A 16,887-nucleotide genomic window follows, 5' to 3' on the forward strand; every position below is an offset into this window, starting at 1 on the left:
CATTAAAACAAGGGCTTAACTGATTTTATTTCAAATCATTAAGCCCTGTTTTTTTATATAGGCTGCGACTTTTAGGTAAACGGGTTTATCAAAAGCCCGCTATCGTTTAAAACATAAAAATCGATAACATGATGAAAAAAGCATTCTTACCTTTATTAGTTATTTCAATCTTGATGTTAGGCATACAGGAGTCTCATGCGCAGGCCCGTTACCGTACGGCGCTGGGTGTAGGGATTGATCTGGGCGATGGGCCGACGCTCGTTGGGCCACAGATCAAACATTTTTTTGACGGTGCCAATGCCGGAAATGCGCAAGTATTGTTTGGTAATAACGTGACGATTTTAGGGGCGGATTATTCGTACAACCAAGCGATCAGCGGCGCCAATGGCCTCACCTGGTACGTCGGTATCGGACCCCAGTTGGCATTTATAGACCGGGGGAATTGGTGGTTTGGTGACGACGATTGGGATGGTAACGAAACATTTTTCGCCCTTCGCCCTGCGGCGGGGTTGGAATTTAAGATCCCCTCGGCACCGTTGGCTTTCCATTTCGATTGGAAACCTTGGTGGAACCTGAGTAACAACAGCCACTTTGAACCTGCACGCTTTACACTGGGGTTCAAGTTTACGTTAAAATAAAAAGTACATTTACAAATTATGGAAAGAAAAGCAATTTTGTTGGTGGTAGCAATGGTTGCCGCCACCCAATTATTTGCACAGAAACGGGTCTCGCCCGGTATCCGGGCGGGCGTCAATGTGGCGACATTGAGCAACATCAATGCCGACTTCAAAACGGATTTTTATGCCGGGGGTATACTCAGTCTTCATCTGGGCCAACGGTATACGCTGCAGCCGGAATTGATCTATACGCGGCAAGGGGCCAATAACGTCACCTTTGTGAATGAGGAATCTGGCGAGCCCGGCGGCCAGGAAAACGTAACGATCCAATACCTTTCATTGGGGGTAGTCAACAAGTTCTACTTTGTCGACGGTTTCCATGCACTGATCGGCCCATCGCTCGACATGAAAATCGGCAAGAATTTTCCACGCATCGATTTTGACGACGATGATTACGGCGGTGTGGACCTGGGGATTTCCCTTGGACTTGGCTATACCCTGCCCATCGGGCTCACGATCGAGGGCCGTTTCAAAACGGGTATGTTGGATGCGTTCAATAACGACTATTTCCTGGGCTTGTTTGACGACCCGGATAAGATTTCCCTCAACCGCGTATTCCAGCTTGGATTGAGCTATTCGTTTTAACAGCTATTCGGCCGTATTTCGCAGGTTCCTTCCGGGGTTCACCCGTGGGGCAATTCGAAATACGGCTGTTCTTTTTACTTGTAGAAGACATAAAAAATAAGTAATTTTGCCCGGCAAATAGTAACCCCAAGAGATATTTGCCATGCAATTAGACCCCGAAAAATTCGTAGCTGAAGGCCTCACCTACGACGATGTGCTGTTAATTCCCGCCTACTCCGAAGTATTGCCCCGCGAGGTGGATACGTCTACGAACCTGACCAGAAATACACGATTGAATATACCGTTGGTGTCTGCGGCGATGGACACGGTAACGGGTGCCGATTTGGCCATTGCCATTGCCCAGGCCGGTGGATTGGGGATGTTGCACAAAAACATGACCATTGCCGACCAAGCGGCCGAAGTGCGCAAGGTAAAGCGCTCGGAAAGCGGCATGATCCAGGATCCGGTGACGCTTGGTGAAGCCGCCACGGTAGGGGATGCGTTCCAGATCATGAAAGAACACCGGATCGGGGGTATCCCGATCATCGATGGCAACGGCAAATTGGTAGGGATTGTAACCAACCGCGACCTCCGCTTCCAGAAAGACATGAAGCGTCCAATCACCGAGATGATGACGAAAGAGGGGTTGGTGGTGGCACCCATAGGTACCGATTTGATCAAGGCCGAAAACATCTTACAGAACCATAAGATAGAGAAACTGCCCGTGGTAGACGATAACCATATCCTGGTGGGTTTGATTACCTTCAAGGATATCCAGAAATACCGGCACTTTCCCAATGCCGCCAAGGATAGCCATGGCCGACTGCTCGTGGGGGCGGCAGTAGGTGTTACCGGCGATACCATGGAGCGCGTTGCCGCCTTGGTAAAGGCGGGTGTGGATGTGGTGACCATAGACACCGCACACGGACATTCCAAGGGGGTCATTGAAAAACTGAAGGAAGTAAAGGCTGCCTTCCCAGACCTGGAAGTCATCGTGGGCAATATTGCCACGGCCGAAGCCGCCGTTGCGCTGGCCGACGCCGGAGCCGACGCGGTGAAGGTCGGTATCGGCCCGGGCTCCATCTGCACTACGCGCATTATCGCAGGAGTGGGTGTTCCCCAACTTTACGCGGTCTATGAAGTTGCGCGTGCGCTCCGCGGCCGGGGCGTCCCCGTTATCGCCGATGGTGGCATCAAGCAGACGGGCGATATCGCCAAGGCAATCGCCGCCGGCGCGGATACGGTCATGGCCGGGTCGCTCTTTGCCGGTGTGGAAGAGGCTCCCGGCGAGACCATCATCTACGAAGGGCGTAAATTCAAATCGTACCGCGGCATGGGTTCCGTAGAAGCGATGGAGAAGGGGTCGAAAGACCGCTATTTCCAGGATGTCGAAGATGACATCAAGAAACTGGTGCCCGAAGGTATCGTGGGCCGCGTGGCGTACAAAGGTACGCTGGCAGAAGTGGTGTACCAATACGTAGGGGGGCTCCGGGCCAGCATGGGGTATTGCGGCGCGCCGACCATCAAGGCACTGCAAGGTGCCCGTTTCGTTAAAATTACCGGCGCGGGCTTGCGCGAAAGCCATCCGCACAATATCACCATCACTAAAGAGGCACCGAATTACCACAGCAGGCCTTAGGCCTGCATTAGCTGAGTTCGTCCATGAGCCGGTGGATGATGGCCATACCTTGGTCGATCGTCTCCGGCTCGATGACCAGTGCGGGCCTGAACCGTATGGAGCGATTGCCGCAACCAAGAAAGAGCGCGCCGTGGGCCAGGCCCTTTTCCAGAAACGCATTCCGGAACGCGGTGTCGGGCAAATCGAAGGCACAAAGCAAACCGCTGCCCCTTACATTGGATATCGCCCCGTAGCGGGCCGACAGCTCATGCAAACAACGTTGCATGTAGCCACCCGTTTCGGCTACGTGTGCCAGCAAGCGGTCTTCCTCGATGATTTCAAGAATCTTGGTCGCGCGGACCATGTCTGCCAAACTGCCACCCCACGTGGAGTTAATCCGGGACGGTACGCGGAAAACGTTGGTATCGATTTCGTCCACGCGCTTACCCGCCAATATACCGCATACCTGCATTTTCTTTCCGAAAGCGACGAGATCCGGCCGTGCCCGTTCGCCGAAGTGTTCGTGGCACCAGAATTTGCCCGTAAGGCCCACGCCGGTTTGGACCTCATCATACACCAATAGCGCGTCATTTTCATCGGCCAGCACGCGCAGATGCTCCATGAATCCGGCACGGAAATGGTTGTCGCCACCCTCGGCCTGGATGGGCTCTATGATGATGGCGCATATATCATCCTTATGTTCAGCGAAGGCCTGTTTTATCTGGCCGATAGCCTGTTGCTCCCGTTGATAGGTTGCCGCCAGGTTCTCGGCGGTTTCGGGGAAGGCCCGCATCGGACTGCTTATCCGGGGCCAATCGAATTTCGCAAACCATTTCGTCTTGTCGGGTTGGGTATTGGTAAGGCTAAGCGTATAGCCCGAACGCCCATGGAATGCGCGCTCGAAGTGGAGTACCTTGGTGCCTTTTTCATGGGGGTAGCCTTTCTTGAAATTCTTCTGCACCTTCCAGTCCATCGCCACCTTAAGTGCATTCTCCACGGCCAGCGCGCCCCCCGAAACAAAAAAGGCATGGGGGAGGTAGTCGGGTATCGCTACCCGCCCGAAAGTTTTCACAAACTGTGCATATTCTACAGTGTATACATCCGAGTTGGACGGATTGGTCACTGCTGCGCGAAGAAGGCTATCGGTAAACGCAGGGTCATTTATCATTTTTGGATGGTTGTAACCCAGCGGAACGGAAGCAAAGCAGGTGAAAAAATCAAGGAGTTCTCGCTCGTGTTTTGAATCGTAGATGGTTACGCCTTGACTGCGTCCCATATCGAAGGTCATGTCATACCCATCGACAAGAATATGGTTGGCTAAGGTGTTGTGTACTTCCCCCGGTGTTATAGTAATTTGATACATCACAAAATGGGTTGGTTATGCTCAAACTTAGATAAAGTTGCTTTAAAATGCAACTTTATCGATCTCTCCGCTGCCGCTGAGAGACGACTTTTATAGCGGAAATATAAGTGCTAGGGAGGAGGAATACAATCTTTTTATTGGCTATTTGCGTGTTTTTGCAGCTTTTGTTGGTTTAAACGTGTTAACCCTGTTTTTTAGGCAAACTGTTCGTGGAGACCGAGAATACCGGTCAGTCCGCCCGTATGGACAACCAATATCCGGTCGCCCGCCTTGAAATAATCGTGTTTGGCGAGGTCAAACAGACAGTAAAGCAGCTTCCCGGTATACACCGGTTCGATGAGGATGCCGGTCCGCCCCGTAAATTCCTTGATGAATGCAAGGAGTGGAGGGGCTGTTTTGGCATATCCGCCAAAATGGTATTCCGTGTGGGTAACCAGGCGGCCCAGGGGCATGCCGGGGTACAAAGCGCCAACCGCATCCGGGATGAAATCGCCCCCCGCCAGCACCAACACCCCATGCAATTGGGTATCCCATCCCCGTACTGCACAGCCGTGGTGCAACCCGGCAATCGTGGTGCCCGTGCCGCAGGCACAGAAAATATGGTCGTAGGCGTGCGCCAGTTCGTCGATGATTTCGACACATCCCCGGGCGCCATTGTGGCCGTAACCGCCCTCATCTATGAAATACGCCTGTGGGTCGTGTGCGGCGTGCTGCCCGTACAGCAGTTGCTTATCGCGATAGGCCGACCGGTCTACGAACTGCAGGTCCATGCCGTATATCCTGCATAAGGAGAGGTTGGGGTTAGTTACAGCCTCCCCGCGAACAAACCCCGTTGTCTTGAAGCCGAATGTTGCCCCGGCACAGGCGGTGGCCAACAGGTGGTTGGACCAAGCACCGCCAAACGTCACCAGGTGCGTCTTCCCCGCATGGTGTGCCGATTGGAGCACGTATTTCAATTTACGCCATTTGTTGCCCGAAATGAAGGGGTGTATTTTGTCATCACGCTTAATGTGTACGGTAAGCGACTTGTCATCGAACAGTGGGAAATCAAGAGATTCTATCGGGCTATGGATTTCGAAAGGGATCATGGGCATGGGGCAAACTTAGGTAAAAAACCTTCAGGTGCGGGTTGCTTTTTTTTTTATGTTTGCGGCATGGCAGACGATGTAGAATTGGTAGAATCGGACGAGCAGGATTTGTACGAGCATCTGCGTATTGTGGTCGATAAAGGGCAGGCTTTGCTACGTATCGACAAATTCTTGATGAATCGGGTAGAGAACGCATCACGCAACCGGATACAGCATGCCATTACCGCCGGTACGGTGCTGGTTAACGGACAGCCCATAAAGGCCAGCTACAAAGTGAAACCATTGGATACGATTTCGGTGGTATTGCCGCATCCGCCGCGCGACACGGAAATTTACCCCGAAAATATCCCGCTCGACATCCCTTATGAAGATGATGATTTGCTCATTGTCAACAAACCTCCGGGCATGGTGGTGCATCCGGGATACAACAATTATACTGGTACGCTGGTCAATGCACTGGCTTATCATTTTGCTTCGTTGCCGCAGTTGCCGGGCAACGATGGCCGGCCGGGTCTGGTACACCGTATTGACAAGGATACGAGCGGCCTCCTGGTCATCGGCAAAAATGAGTGGGCATTGACCTACCTGGCCAAGCAATTTTTCGACCACAGCATCTCGCGCAAATACATCGCCTTGGTATGGGGCGATCTTGCCGAAGGCGGAACGGTAACCGGTTATATCGGCCGTAGCGCGAAAGACCGGAAAGTGATGGCCGTGTACGATGATGAGGAGAAAGGGAAATGGTCGGTAACCCACTACCGCGTGCTGGAGCGGCTGGGGTACGTTACGCTGATTGAATGCCAGTTGGAAACCGGCCGTACCCACCAGATACGCGCCCACCTGCAATCGCTGGGACACCCGCTGTTCAACGACGCTACCTACGGAGGCGACCGGATACTGAAGGGGACCGTATTCAGCAAGTACAAGCAATTCGTAGAAAATTGCTTTGCCCTGCTGCCGCGGCAGGCCCTCCATGCGGAGCATTTGGGCTTTGTACACCCCACCACGCGGAAAACGATGGCATTCCATACCCCGTTGCCGGATGATTTTCGGTTGTGTTTGGAAAAATGGCGCGGATACGTGTCCCACGAAGGGCCGCAATAACGGCACAAGAGTTGCGCTGGGAGCCGTAGCAATGATTATTACGTAATAAGAATAAGTTGAACGAATGCCGATACATTTCATAGATTTCAATGCTAGTTTTATACCCGAACAGGAACCCATCCTCACCGCCGACAACAGGGCCTTTCGCTACGGCGACGGATTGTTTGAAACGATGCGCTGGATGGATGGCGATATCCGGTTCTTGCAACACCATATTGAGCGGCTGCAGGAAGGGATGCGCCAGCTCAAACTAGAGAAAGCCGAGCGGTTTGATGCGGATTTTATCCGCTCCCGCGCCGCTGAACTTATTGGCCGCAACGGGTTGGAGCACCAGCATGTACGGGTGCGCTTACAGGTATACCGCGATGGTGGCGGACTGTATAGCCCGCAGCAAAACCATGCGTGCTATATCATGGCCGTTTCCAAATTAGATCCGGACGATGTGAAACATCGGAAGATCGGGTTGATTGTAGATGTGTACAGTGAGTTCAAGAAACCCTATAGTGAGCTTTCCAAGTTGAAAACGTCCAATTCGCTGGTATATGTCATGGCGGGGCTGCACCGTACCAAGCATGGGCTTGACGACGTATTGCTGCTGAACCAAGAAGGATTCCTTTGCGAGTCGCTCAGTTCCAATGTATTTATCTGGTACGACAAGAAGTTGTACACGCCGGCCATCAGTGAGGGGTGCATCGATGGGGTGATGCGGAAGGTGGTTATCGACATGGCGTTGGATAGCGGCATGGAGGTCATCGAAGCACAGATCAGTCCGGATATTCTGCGGGAAGCGGATGAAATTTTCCATACCAACGCTATCCACGGAGTGCAGTGGGTAATGGGGTATAAGCAGAAACGTTATTTTAACCGTGTATCGCGTATGCTGCAGGAACGGCTGGCAATGGTTAATTGTTAATTTCCGCGAAGCCAACGAGCTCATCCCACGTGGTTCCCGGCCGCCGGTTATAGACCAGCACCTGATAGGTGTTGTTCGTTTCGAAGTGGTTGCCGCTGGCGAACGACACATCCACCGTGCCAGACGGACCTACGTGCACATACTGGTAGTCGTACAATCCCTGTTTCAGTAGCAGGGTACCTCTCCACGTTTCCGCTGCGGCGTCATATGTCATTTCACTGGATGCGTCTAGGGTGTAGTTGTTGAATGCGCCCACTACATATACCTTCCCTTCGGTGGTTGTCACGTCTTCCAGGGAAAACGAAACCCATGCGTAATCGGATTCCGTATCCGCATCGGATTTATCTTGGTTCCGCACGAAAAAGTTGCCATTTTCGTCAAATACCGACGCGTAAGACGCAGCCCGCTCGTTCTTGTCGGCAACCAGGTCTACGTGTACCGCACTATCCAATCGGATGTTGGCCATCCGTTCGGAAGCCAGGCGCAGGCTTCGTAGGTCGAAATAGCGATATTCGTTGCCGCCTCCAAAATCCAGCGTGTTGTTGTCGTTATAGGTAAGTTCGTTGTTATTGACAAAGTGGGGCGTGGTAAGCCACTCCCGGATATCCGGCCGCTGGTTCTGCATCACCAGCACACGGACGTCCTGGTATGGATTGTTTACGGTGAGCCCGCCCGTGTTGAGCTTGAGGTTCATCTTCTGGTTGCTGCGTCGTTTGGCCACGTTTACCGACGGAACGAGCTGGGGGGAAACCATCATCAACGGCGCCAACACATAGAAACGCCTCGTTAGGATCAGGCGGCTCTTATCGGCATCTTCGTATACCTTCAAGAGGTAATTTCCCGCCAGTTTGGGCTTGATATTCCGGGTGGGGAAATCCACCCGGTAGTGCGTATACGCCTGCAGCGTATTCACCGAGGGGGCATAGCTCACGATACGCTCCTCGTTAAACCCCTCCGCATATTCCAACGGCGAGAGGCGGCTGGGCGTCCAATCGGCATCGCAATGCTCCATGCTGAAATAGAAATTGCGTACATCCCCCCGAAGATCATCAAAAGCGAGCATCAGCTGTCCGTCGCTGTGGAGCTCGATGACCGGCAAGGCGTTTTCCTGGTCTATCGGATAGAGCTGCACGGATTTGATGGCAGCCAGGTAGTTGACGTTGTCGTAGACCAACTCCCGTTGCGGGGTCCGCTCCCGGGTAGTCCGCTTCTTTTTCTGCTTCTGTGCCATCGCAGTTAAGCAGGCGAAAAGTATCACCACGGCGGTCAGCCCTATTTTTATCCGATGTATGTGCACCATTAACCATTAATAATAATTTCCTCGGCCAATCGTTCCCATCGCGTCTGCTGGTCTTCCAGTTCACGTTTCAGTGCATTGTACTGCAGTGACGTTTCCTCCAGTTTCGCCGGGTCCGCATAGGTGCTTTCCTCGGCCATCATCAATTCGGTGGCCCTCATGGTCTCCTCCAATTGCACAATACGCTGTTCCACCGTTTCCAGTTCCTTATGGAGCTTTTTCGTGTCCTGTTCTTTTGGCACCGGTTTTTTTTCCGGCGTTTGCTTTGCCGCCGGTTTGGGCAGCTTTGCCTCGTTCGTTTTCGTGGTGGCCGTTGCCACCCGTTTCGTTTGCCATTCCTCGTATTCGCGGTAAGTGCCCGGATATTCTTTTATCTTCCGGTCTTCGATATACCAAATCTTGTTGGCCACATTGTCTAGCAGGTAGCGGTCGTGGGAGACGACCACAAATGTGCCTTCAAACTGCTTGAGGGCTTGGATGAGGATATTGACCGACTGGATATCCAGGTGGTTTGTCGGTTCGTCCAGTACCAAGAAGTTTGCATCCGCCGTAAGCGCCTTTGCTAAAGCCACCCTTGATTTTTCCCCGCCCGAGAGCACCCGTATTTTCTTGAATGCATCGTCGCCCGTAAAAAGGAAGCAGCCCAAAATGGCCCGCAGCTCCGTTTCGGTATGCTTGGGTGCAAACAGCTGCAGTTCCTGCAGGATTTCGTTGTCCAGGTGCAGGGCTTCCAGTTGGTGCTGGGCAAAAAAGGTCTGGCTCACGTTATGGCCCGTTTCCGAGATACCCGTAAACTCACGGTCGGCATTGGCCACGATACGCAATAGGGTAGACTTACCTTTTCCGTTGGCGCCGATGAGTGCTATCTTGTCGCCTTTCTCAATGATTGCGTCCGTCTTTTCGAGAATGGGGATGCCCGGGTACGACTTGCCTATGTTTTCGAGGCGTACCACATGCCTGCCCGATTGCTTGCTGAATTTGAAGCGGAAGTTTACACTCGGGTTATAATCATCCACATCGGCCACTTTCTCCATCCGCTCCAGCGCTTTGATACGGGATTGCACCATCTTCGCTTTGCTCGCCTTGGCCCGGAACCGCTCGATAAGCCGTTCTTCCTGTTTGATCTTGGCCTGTTGGTTCTTGTATTGGTTGCCCTGTATTTCCTCACGCAGGGCTTTTTCCTCCAGATAGAATGAATAATTACCAGCGTACTGCACGAGTTTCCCCCGTTTGGACTCCACGATGGTATCCACTACGCGGTCGAGGAAATACCGGTCGTGCGAAACGATGACGATCGCTCCTTCAAAAGCCTGCAGATAACCTTCCAGCCATTTGATAGAGGGGAGGTCCAGGTGGTTGGTAGGCTCGTCGAGCAGCAGGATGTCCGGGGCTTGCAGCAATATCCGGGCAAGCATGACCCGCATCCGCCATCCGCCGGAAAATTCGGATAGCGTACGTTGCTGGTCGCTATCGCTGAATCCCAGGCCCGCGAGGATTTCATGGGCGCGGTACTCGATATTGTAGCCGTCCAGTGCTTCAAACTCGGTCTGCCTGTCGCTCAGTTTCTGGATGGCATCATCGGAGTAATCCGTTTCCAGCTTTTTGAGCAGCTGCTCTATTTCGATGAGCAGCTGGTTCTGCCGCTCGAAAGCTTCCATGGCCACGTGCAGGATACTCTTGCCAGACTGATAGGAAAGGAGGTCCTGGTTGAGGTATCCTATTTTGATGTCCTTGGCCATCGATATCGTGCCCGCCGTGGGGGCGTAATCGCCCACGATCAGTTTCAGGAGAGTGGTTTTGCCAGTTCCATTCGCACCGATCAAACCGGTCTTGTCGCCCGGTTTGATATGCCAGTTGGCATCGTCATACAGTGCACGCGCACCTATTTCGAACGTAAGGTTATTTATTGCTATCATTCCGGTTGCAAAGGTAGGAAATTAGTAGTTAGTAGTCGGTATTTCGTGCTCCGTACTTTGAAGGCAAGGCGATCCGCTGAAATCTGCCCTCAAAAATCTGAAATCTGCCATCAAAAATCTACCTTTGTGGCCATGTACAAATTGGTAAAGCCACTGCTTTTTTCGATGGACCCTGAAGCCGCCCACCACACGGTATCCGGCGGTCTGCGGTCGTTCTGCAAACTATGGGGCGGCAAGCGGTTGCTCCGCACGGCCTATGGCTGCGAGCACCCCGCCCTCCGGCGCGAGGTGTTTGGCCTCACATTCAGGAATCCCGTCGGTTTGGCTGCGGGGTTCGACAAAAATGCCGAGTATGTGGAAGAGATGGCAGCACTGGGCTTTGGCTTTATCGAGATCGGCACTGTAACGCCGCGGCCGCAGCCCGGCAACGAACGGCCGCGTCTGTTCCGCCTGGTTGATGACCGGGCGTTGATCAACCGGATGGGGTTCAACAACCAAGGGGTTGACGTGGCGGCTACGCGGCTACGCCAGTTGAAAAACAGGGAAAACCTGGTCATCGGCGGGAATATCGGTAAAAACAAGCTGACGCCCAACGAAGAGGCGGTGAGCGACTACATCCAATGTTTCGATGCGCTGTTTGATGTGGTAGATTATTTCGTGGTCAACGTGAGCTCGCCCAACACACCGGGCCTCCGTGCACTGCAGGAAAAGGAGCCTCTTACGCACATCTTGAACACCCTGCAGCAGCGTAACCGCAAGGGCGGGGTTTCACGGCCCATTCTATTGAAAATCGCGCCCGACCTTACCCATGACCAATTGGACGATATCATCGAGATCGTTCGCGAAACCGGGATAGCGGGTGTGATTGCAACCAACACCACGATCGGGCGCGAAGGATTGCGTAGTGGCGAACGCCTTACGGCCGAGGCTGGGGGGGTGAGCGGCATGCCGCTGGCCGCACGCGCTACCGAGGTGATCCGTTACTTGGCTACCCAATCTGGGCACGCATTTCCCATCATCGGCGTAGGGGGCATACACACCCCCGAGGACGCGGCCGAAAAGATCGCAGCGGGCGCAACCTTGGTACAGCTTTACACTGGTTTTATCTATGAAGGCCCCGGTTTGATCAAGCGTATCTGCAAAAAATTGGTGGCCGGTTAAGCGGTGCCAGACTCGCATAAAAGAAGCCCGCTGGCCAATCGGACCAGCGGGCTTCTCTGTGTAGTTGGTTGCCTACCAGGTTATTGCAGCGCATCGATGCGTGCCTGCAGCTCCGCGATTTTATCTTTGTCTTCTTTGATTTCGTAGTACTTCTTCAGGTTGGTCAGCGCCAAGTACGACGAGCCGTTCAATTCAACCGCTTTTTCTAGGTATGGCAATGCCGAATCAAAAATATCGTAAGCCTTCTTGATTTCCACATCGTATTCCGCTTGCGGAAGGCTTGCATTGTTGGTCTTGTTGAAGTGGTCGATCCCCTTATTCAAAATCAGGCCACCCAGATTGATGTTCGCATCGAGGTAATCCGGATTGATGTCCAGTGCCTTCCGGTAAGCCGTTTCGGCCTTCTCAATCTCGCCCATTTCACTGTATGCGATACCGAGGTAGTAATGCAGGTTCTCGTTTTCGGGATCTTTCTCCACCTGTGCAGTGATGGTATTGATGATTTCCTGCTCATTGCCGGCCATCAGGTTCAATTCGATGTTCTGCGTGGCCAATTCACCGTCGTCCGGGTATTTATCGACACCTATTTGTGCGTACTTGATCGCGTTGGTTGTGTCGCCCTGCATAAGGTACAGGCGCGAGACGTCCAGTATGATCTGCTTGTTGTTCGAAAAGCTGTCTATCGGTACAAGTTCCACATACTTCGCGAGTGCCTTGTCGTAGTCTTGTGAATTGATGGCCGCTAAGCCCGAATAATACAGTAGCGTCGTATCGTTGGGAAGATAGGTAAGGCCCTTGTCGAATGCATTGTATGCGCCTTCAAAATCTTGGCTATCCCATGCTTTCACGCCTTTGTTCATCTCGTATTGGGCAATGATGGAATTAAGGATACCCAGGTTCTGCTCATTTTCCTTTTCCGTATCGAGGCTAACCGCCTTTTCCCTTGCTTCCCCAGCCGTTTGGATGTATCCCTCCGCGGCGTCCGTCGAATCGAGCAGCCCCAGGTCGGCATTCACGAGGGCATAGTATGTCCACGTCTCAGCCAAGTCTTTCGTTTTCTCATGCTCGATGGCTTTTTCCAGCGCCTCTTTCGCCGTTGTCAAATCTGTGATGCCCAAGGCAGAATTTCCGATGGATTTCACTTCGTTGAATTTGTTGTAGCTGGCTTTAGCTTTCCTCAAATTGGCGGTTTGCGAAAAAGCCGCCGATGAGGCGAGTACCAGCGTGCCCAGTAAGATCGATTTCACTTTCATGATTCTAGTTTATTGTGAGTTGATTTAATATGTTATTTACTCGTTCCAGTTGGATGACGTCGCCCGATTGGTCGTATAGCACCGCGAGCGACTTCAGCGTATTCACTTCTGAAGGCTGTATCTGGTTGGCTTTCAATAAGTGTTCCTGTGCCTTGCGCTGTACCTCCTCGTTGCCGGGATTGGCTACGTATTCCTTCAGGTACAATAACCCCAGTTCCAGGTTGCCCTCAAAATTGTTGGCATCGAGGCTGATTACCTTTTCGTAATGTTTCTTTGCCACCTCGTTGTTGCCCTGCATTTCGTTGGCATAACCCACCAGGTAGTTCAAGCTCACGTTTTCGGGTTCATGGGCAATGGCCTCGTCTCCCAAGGGCACTACGGCCTCATACGCTTCACTTGCCATATACAGGTTGATCAGCGTGAAGAGGATTTCCTTGCTTTCCGGAAACTGTTGCCGCCCGGTAAGCAAGGTGTTTAGCATCTCGCGGTTATCGCCCTTCTTTTGGTACAATTCGGCAAGTTCCAGGATGTAAGTAGGGGAAGAGGTCTCCGCTTGGGCTGTAAACGCCTTATACCGATTGATTGCGTTTTCCTCATTTCCGGTTTTCGAGCTCAGTATCGCCAGGTTGTGTTTCACGTCAATGGTATTCCCACTGATTGAGTCGACCATCCTGTATTGGTGAAACGCCTCTTCGTAGTTTGCGGCAGCCACCGCGCGGTTGGCTTTGATGAGGTATGCCTTGGCCAACGACCGTCGTATGTAGTCGATCTGTGGTCCGTATTCGAAGTCGACCGATTTGTTGTTCAACCGCTTCAGGGCATACAATGCAATATCATTGGGGTCGGCCGTGTACTTCTGCGCCCGGTTCGAATCCACCACGGCCAGCGTGCTGTACACCAATCCGCGGAGCAGGATGTTCCTGAAATTGGTAGAGTCTCGCTTCGTTTTGAAGGCTTCATCTGCAAATTTCCTTGCGGCTTCCAAGTCCTTGAAATCCTTGGATTTCGTATACCGCGCAAAGCTATTGTTGCCTTCCTTGAGATTGGATTGTGCACGTACCGGCGACGCACCAAGCGCCAGCAGTACGGCAATAGCTACCAGGCACTTCATGCTACCCCTCGTCCGAAGATGATTCATCTGTTGTCGTATTGTCGCTTTCACCGGTATTTTCACTGTTTTCTTGGTTTTCTCCTTCTTCCGTAAACTCGTCCTCTTCATGTTCCACCTTGGTTATAGACGCAATCTCATCGTCGCCCTTGAGGCTGATGAGGCGTACCCCCTGGGTGGCCCTTCCCATTACCCGCAGCTCGCTCGCCGCGATGCGGATCACGAGGCCGGACTTGTTGATGATCATCAGGTCGTCGTTGTCGGTCACGTCTTTGATGGCCACCAGCTTGCCCGTCTTATCGGTCACGTTGATGGTCTTTACGCCTTTCCCGCCGCGGTTGGTTACCCGATAGTCTTCAATATCCGTCCGTTTGCCGTAACCCTTTTCAGAAACAACCAATACCGTTGTTTCGTAGTTATTAACACTAATCATGCCAACTACCTCGTCATCCGGGCCGGTCAGGGTAATCCCCCTTACACCGGTGGCGGTACGGCCCATGGGCCGTACGGTAGATTCGTTGAATCGGATGGCCCGTCCTGATTTCAATGCCATCACGATCTCGCTGTTTCCATCGGTGAGGCACGCTTCCAGCAGCTGGTCACCCTCGTTGATGTTGATGGCATTGATGCCGTTTGCCCGTGGCCGTGAGTAAGCCTCCAGCGACGTCTTTTTGATGGTGCCGCGCTTCGTACACATGATGATGAAATTGTTCTCAAGGTATTCCTGGTCCTTGAGGTTTTTCACCTTGATGTAAGCCTTGATTTTCTCCTCTTTCGGGATATTGATGATGTTCTGTATGGCACGTCCGCGCGAAGTACGCGTACCTTCGGGTATTTCGAATGCCCGTAGCCAGAAACAGCGCCCCGCTTCCGTGAAGAACAGCATGTAATTATGGGCCGAGGCCGTGATGATATGCTCGGTAAAGTCCTCCTCGCGGGTGTTGCTGCCCTTAGCGCCTTTTCCGCCACGGCCCTGCCTCCTGTATTCGCTCAGCGGCGTGCGTTTCACATAGCTCTCGTGCGAAATGGTGATGACGACCTCTTCGTCTTCGATGAAATCTTCCATCCGCATATCCTCGGCCGAATGCACGATGGATGAACGGCGTTCGTCACCGTATTTCTCCTTTACTTCGCGCAGCTCGTCTTTGATGATGCTCATCCGGAGCCCTTCGTCTTCCAGGATGGATTTCAAGTAGTCGATGGTTTTCATCAGTTCGGCGTACTCTTCCTTGATCTTGTCGCGCTCCAGTCCGGTAAGTCGGCGCAAGGTCATGTCGAGGATGGCGCGCGCCTGGATATCGGTCAGGCCAAACTTTTCCATCAAGCCCATCCGGGCATCATCAGGTGTTTCCGATGCGCGGATCAGTTTGATCACTTCATCGAGGTGGTCGAGCGCAATGAGCAACCCTTCGAGGATATGGGCCCGTTTTTCCGCTTCTGCCAATTCGAACCTGGTACGCCGTACCACTACCTCATGCCTATGCTCCACGAAGTGGTAAATCATGTCCTTGAGGTTCAGCATCATGGGGCGACCATGAACCAGGGCGATGTTGTTTACACTAAATGAGGTTTGTAGGGCGGTATGCTTATACAGGTTGTTGAGTATGATGGAGGCGTTCCCGTCGCGTTTGATATCATATACAACCCGCATGCCCTGCCGATCGGATTCGTCGCGGATTTCAGAAATCCCTTCAATTTTCTTCTCATTGACCAGGTCGGCGGTCCGCTTGATCATGTCCGATTTATTCACCTGGTACGGGATTTCGGTCACGATGATTTGCTCGCGGCCACTCTTGGTGGTTTCGATTTCGGCTTTGGCACGCATCACGATGCGGCCACGGCCGGTTTGGAAAGCCTCCTGTACGCCGGCATATCCGTAAATAATGCCGCCCGTGGGGAAGTCGGGCGCTTTCACGTGTTGCATCAGCTCGCTGATTTCGATATCGCGGTTGTCGATGTAAGCGATGATGCCATCCACCACTTCCGAGAGGTTATGCGGGGCCATATTGGTTGCCATCCCCACGGCAATGCCCGAGGCGCCGTTTACCAGCAGGTTGGGGATACGCGTAGGGAGTACCGTTGGCTCTTCGATGGAATCATCGAAATTGAGCTGGTAGTCTATGGTATCCTTATTGATATCGGAGAGCAGTTCCTCGGCGATTTTCTTCAACCGGGCTTCGGTGTACCGCATGGCCGCCGGAGGGTCTCCGTCTACCGATCCGTAGTTGCCCTGGCCGTCTACCAACGGGTACCGCAGGCTCCATTCCTGGGCCATGCGCACCATGGTATCATAGACCGACGAGTCGCCGTGGGGGTGGTATTTACCCAGCACGTCGCCCACGATACGTGCGGATTTCTTATAAGGTTTGCCACTGGTAACGCCCAGGTCGAGCATGCCATACAGCACGCGGCGGTGCACGGGCTTCAGGCCGTCCCGCACGTCGGGCAAAGCTCGCGATACAATAACAGACATCGAGTAGTCGATGTATGCCGATTTCATTTGGTCTTCGATGTTGATGGGGATGATCCGGTCGTTCGCCGGAACGAGGTTGTCGCCGTTTTCTGTTTCTTCAGCCATTATATGTTTACCAATCTTAAATCAAAAGGCACAGCAAAGCCATGCATATACATGCTTGATGCGCATGCGAAATTAAGAATTTTTTAAGTGATTCTATAATGTTTTTTGGTACTCCTCAGGGAAATCGCTTTTAAGATTTTGGGATTAGGAATAGTATCCGTATATTTATAGAAATGGTTAGGGTGAAAAAAAATGCCCTTTTCAAATCCGACTAATAAGCCATACCAAGTTTTTTCTCATTATTTTT

13 protein-coding genes are annotated in these 16,887 nt (G+C 52.5%); 6 read left to right on the forward strand and 7 right to left on the reverse strand.

Annotated features, from left to right (window positions below; all coding sequences use genetic code 11):
- Nucleotides 1-173: 173 nt before the first annotated feature.
- From ACEVG1_RS20435 to guaB, 3 genes are all read left to right on the forward strand, one after another.
- On the forward strand, nt 174-638 hold the full coding sequence (locus ACEVG1_RS20435) for a hypothetical protein (RefSeq protein ID WP_374745586.1): 465 nt from the start codon (nt 174-176) through the stop codon (nt 636-638).
- Between the two features lie 18 nt (nt 639-656).
- Entirely contained in the window at nt 657-1,262 is a 606-nt protein-coding gene (locus tag ACEVG1_RS20440; RefSeq protein WP_374745587.1) for a porin family protein, read from the forward strand.
- A 142-nt stretch (nt 1,263-1,404) separates the two neighbouring features.
- Nucleotides 1,405-2,880, forward strand: coding sequence for an IMP dehydrogenase (gene guaB, locus ACEVG1_RS20445; RefSeq protein WP_374745588.1), 1,476 nt, complete (start codon nt 1,405-1,407; stop codon nt 2,878-2,880).
- Between the two features lie 7 nt (nt 2,881-2,887).
- Here guaB and lat read toward each other — a convergent pair whose 3' ends face one another.
- Nucleotides 2,888-4,222, reverse strand: a complete 1,335-nt coding sequence (gene lat / locus ACEVG1_RS20450) for an L-lysine 6-transaminase (protein ID WP_374745598.1) — start codon at nt 4,220-4,222, stop codon at nt 2,888-2,890.
- Between the two features lie 194 nt (nt 4,223-4,416).
- A complete protein-coding gene (locus tag ACEVG1_RS20455) occupies nt 4,417-5,316 on the reverse strand; it encodes a 1-aminocyclopropane-1-carboxylate deaminase/D-cysteine desulfhydrase (protein ID WP_374745589.1) in 900 nt (299 codons plus the stop codon).
- A 60-nt stretch (nt 5,317-5,376) separates the two neighbouring features.
- On the opposite strand from ACEVG1_RS20455, the gene ACEVG1_RS20460 reads away from it, so the two are divergent.
- Together ACEVG1_RS20460 and ACEVG1_RS20465 are read left to right on the forward strand one after the other, a co-directional pair.
- Nucleotides 5,377-6,414 carry an RluA family pseudouridine synthase gene (locus ACEVG1_RS20460; RefSeq protein WP_374745590.1) on the forward strand — a complete coding sequence of 346 codons (1,038 nt, stop codon included), beginning with the start codon at nt 5,377-5,379 and terminating at the stop codon, nt 6,412-6,414.
- Between the two features lie 64 nt (nt 6,415-6,478).
- Nucleotides 6,479-7,327 carry an aminotransferase class IV gene (locus tag ACEVG1_RS20465; RefSeq protein ID WP_374745591.1) on the forward strand — a complete coding sequence of 283 codons (849 nt, stop codon included), beginning with the start codon at nt 6,479-6,481 and terminating at the stop codon, nt 7,325-7,327.
- On the opposite strand, the gene ACEVG1_RS20470 is transcribed toward ACEVG1_RS20465, so the two are convergent.
- Together ACEVG1_RS20470 and ACEVG1_RS20475 are read right to left on the reverse strand one after the other, a co-directional pair.
- The gene (locus ACEVG1_RS20470) at nt 7,317-8,627 is read right to left on the reverse strand and encodes a DUF5103 domain-containing protein (protein WP_374745592.1); all 1,311 of its coding nucleotides are present in this window, start codon (nt 8,625-8,627) and stop codon (nt 7,317-7,319) included. The two genes, ACEVG1_RS20465 and ACEVG1_RS20470, sit on opposite strands and share 11 nt — an antisense overlap.
- Complete coding sequence (locus ACEVG1_RS20475) at nt 8,627-10,540, reverse strand: ABC-F family ATP-binding cassette domain-containing protein (RefSeq protein WP_374745593.1); 1,914 nt, start codon at nt 10,538-10,540, stop codon at nt 8,627-8,629. The genes ACEVG1_RS20470 and ACEVG1_RS20475 overlap by 1 nt, the downstream gene beginning before the upstream one ends.
- 132 nt (nt 10,541-10,672) lie before the next feature.
- Here ACEVG1_RS20475 and ACEVG1_RS20480 point away from each other — a divergent pair, with 132 nt between their 5' ends.
- Nucleotides 10,673-11,701: a quinone-dependent dihydroorotate dehydrogenase gene (locus ACEVG1_RS20480; RefSeq protein ID WP_374745594.1), complete on the forward strand. Its 1,029-nt coding sequence runs from the start codon at nt 10,673-10,675 to the stop codon at nt 11,699-11,701.
- A gap of 80 nt (nt 11,702-11,781) precedes the next feature.
- Here ACEVG1_RS20480 and ACEVG1_RS20485 read toward each other — a convergent pair whose 3' ends face one another.
- Genes ACEVG1_RS20485 through gyrA form a run of 3 tightly spaced genes read right to left on the reverse strand, consistent with a single transcriptional unit; the run spans nt 11,782 to nt 16,640 of the window.
- Nucleotides 11,782-12,954, reverse strand: a complete 1,173-nt coding sequence (locus ACEVG1_RS20485) for a tetratricopeptide repeat protein (protein ID WP_374745595.1) — start codon at nt 12,952-12,954, stop codon at nt 11,782-11,784.
- A 4-nt stretch (nt 12,955-12,958) separates the two neighbouring features.
- Nucleotides 12,959-14,092 carry a tetratricopeptide repeat protein gene (locus ACEVG1_RS20490; protein ID WP_374745596.1) on the reverse strand — a complete coding sequence of 378 codons (1,134 nt, stop codon included), beginning with the start codon at nt 14,090-14,092 and terminating at the stop codon, nt 12,959-12,961.
- On the reverse strand, nt 14,067-16,640 hold the full coding sequence (gene gyrA, locus ACEVG1_RS20495) for a DNA gyrase subunit A (RefSeq protein ID WP_374745597.1): 2,574 nt from the start codon (nt 16,638-16,640) through the stop codon (nt 14,067-14,069). The genes ACEVG1_RS20490 and gyrA overlap by 26 nt, the downstream gene beginning before the upstream one ends.
- Nucleotides 16,641-16,887: the final 247 nt, after the last annotated feature.

This window comes from Parapedobacter sp. 2B3 (genome assembly GCF_041925275.1).
GTDB lineage: Bacteria > Bacteroidota > Bacteroidia > Sphingobacteriales > Sphingobacteriaceae > Parapedobacter > Parapedobacter pyrenivorans_A.

Coding starts and splice junctions, on each gene's coding strand:
- ACEVG1_RS20490 (WP_374745596.1), bottom strand. CDS start 14,092: ATGAATCATCTTCGGACGAGGGGTAGCATGAAGTGCCTGGTAGCTATT.
- ACEVG1_RS20480 (WP_374745594.1), top strand. CDS start 10,673: ATGTACAAATTGGTAAAGCCACTGCTTTTTTCGATGGACCCTGAAGCC.
- ACEVG1_RS20485 (WP_374745595.1), bottom strand. CDS start 12,954: ATGAAAGTGAAATCGATCTTACTGGGCACGCTGGTACTCGCCTCATCG.
- ACEVG1_RS20470 (WP_374745592.1), bottom strand. CDS start 8,627: ATGGTGCACATACATCGGATAAAAATAGGGCTGACCGCCGTGGTGATA.
- ACEVG1_RS20475 (WP_374745593.1), bottom strand. CDS start 10,540: ATGATAGCAATAAATAACCTTACGTTCGAAATAGGTGCGCGTGCACTG.
- ACEVG1_RS20455 (WP_374745589.1), bottom strand. CDS start 5,316: ATGCCCATGATCCCTTTCGAAATCCATAGCCCGATAGAATCTCTTGAT.
- guaB (WP_374745588.1), top strand. CDS start 1,405: ATGCAATTAGACCCCGAAAAATTCGTAGCTGAAGGCCTCACCTACGAC.
- gyrA (WP_374745597.1), bottom strand. CDS start 16,640: ATGGCTGAAGAAACAGAAAACGGCGACAACCTCGTTCCGGCGAACGAC.
- ACEVG1_RS20435 (WP_374745586.1), top strand. CDS start 174: ATGTTAGGCATACAGGAGTCTCATGCGCAGGCCCGTTACCGTACGGCG.
- lat (WP_374745598.1), bottom strand. CDS start 4,222: ATGTATCAAATTACTATAACACCGGGGGAAGTACACAACACCTTAGCC.
- ACEVG1_RS20460 (WP_374745590.1), top strand. CDS start 5,377: ATGGCAGACGATGTAGAATTGGTAGAATCGGACGAGCAGGATTTGTAC.
- ACEVG1_RS20465 (WP_374745591.1), top strand. CDS start 6,479: ATGCCGATACATTTCATAGATTTCAATGCTAGTTTTATACCCGAACAG.
- ACEVG1_RS20440 (WP_374745587.1), top strand. CDS start 657: ATGGAAAGAAAAGCAATTTTGTTGGTGGTAGCAATGGTTGCCGCCACC.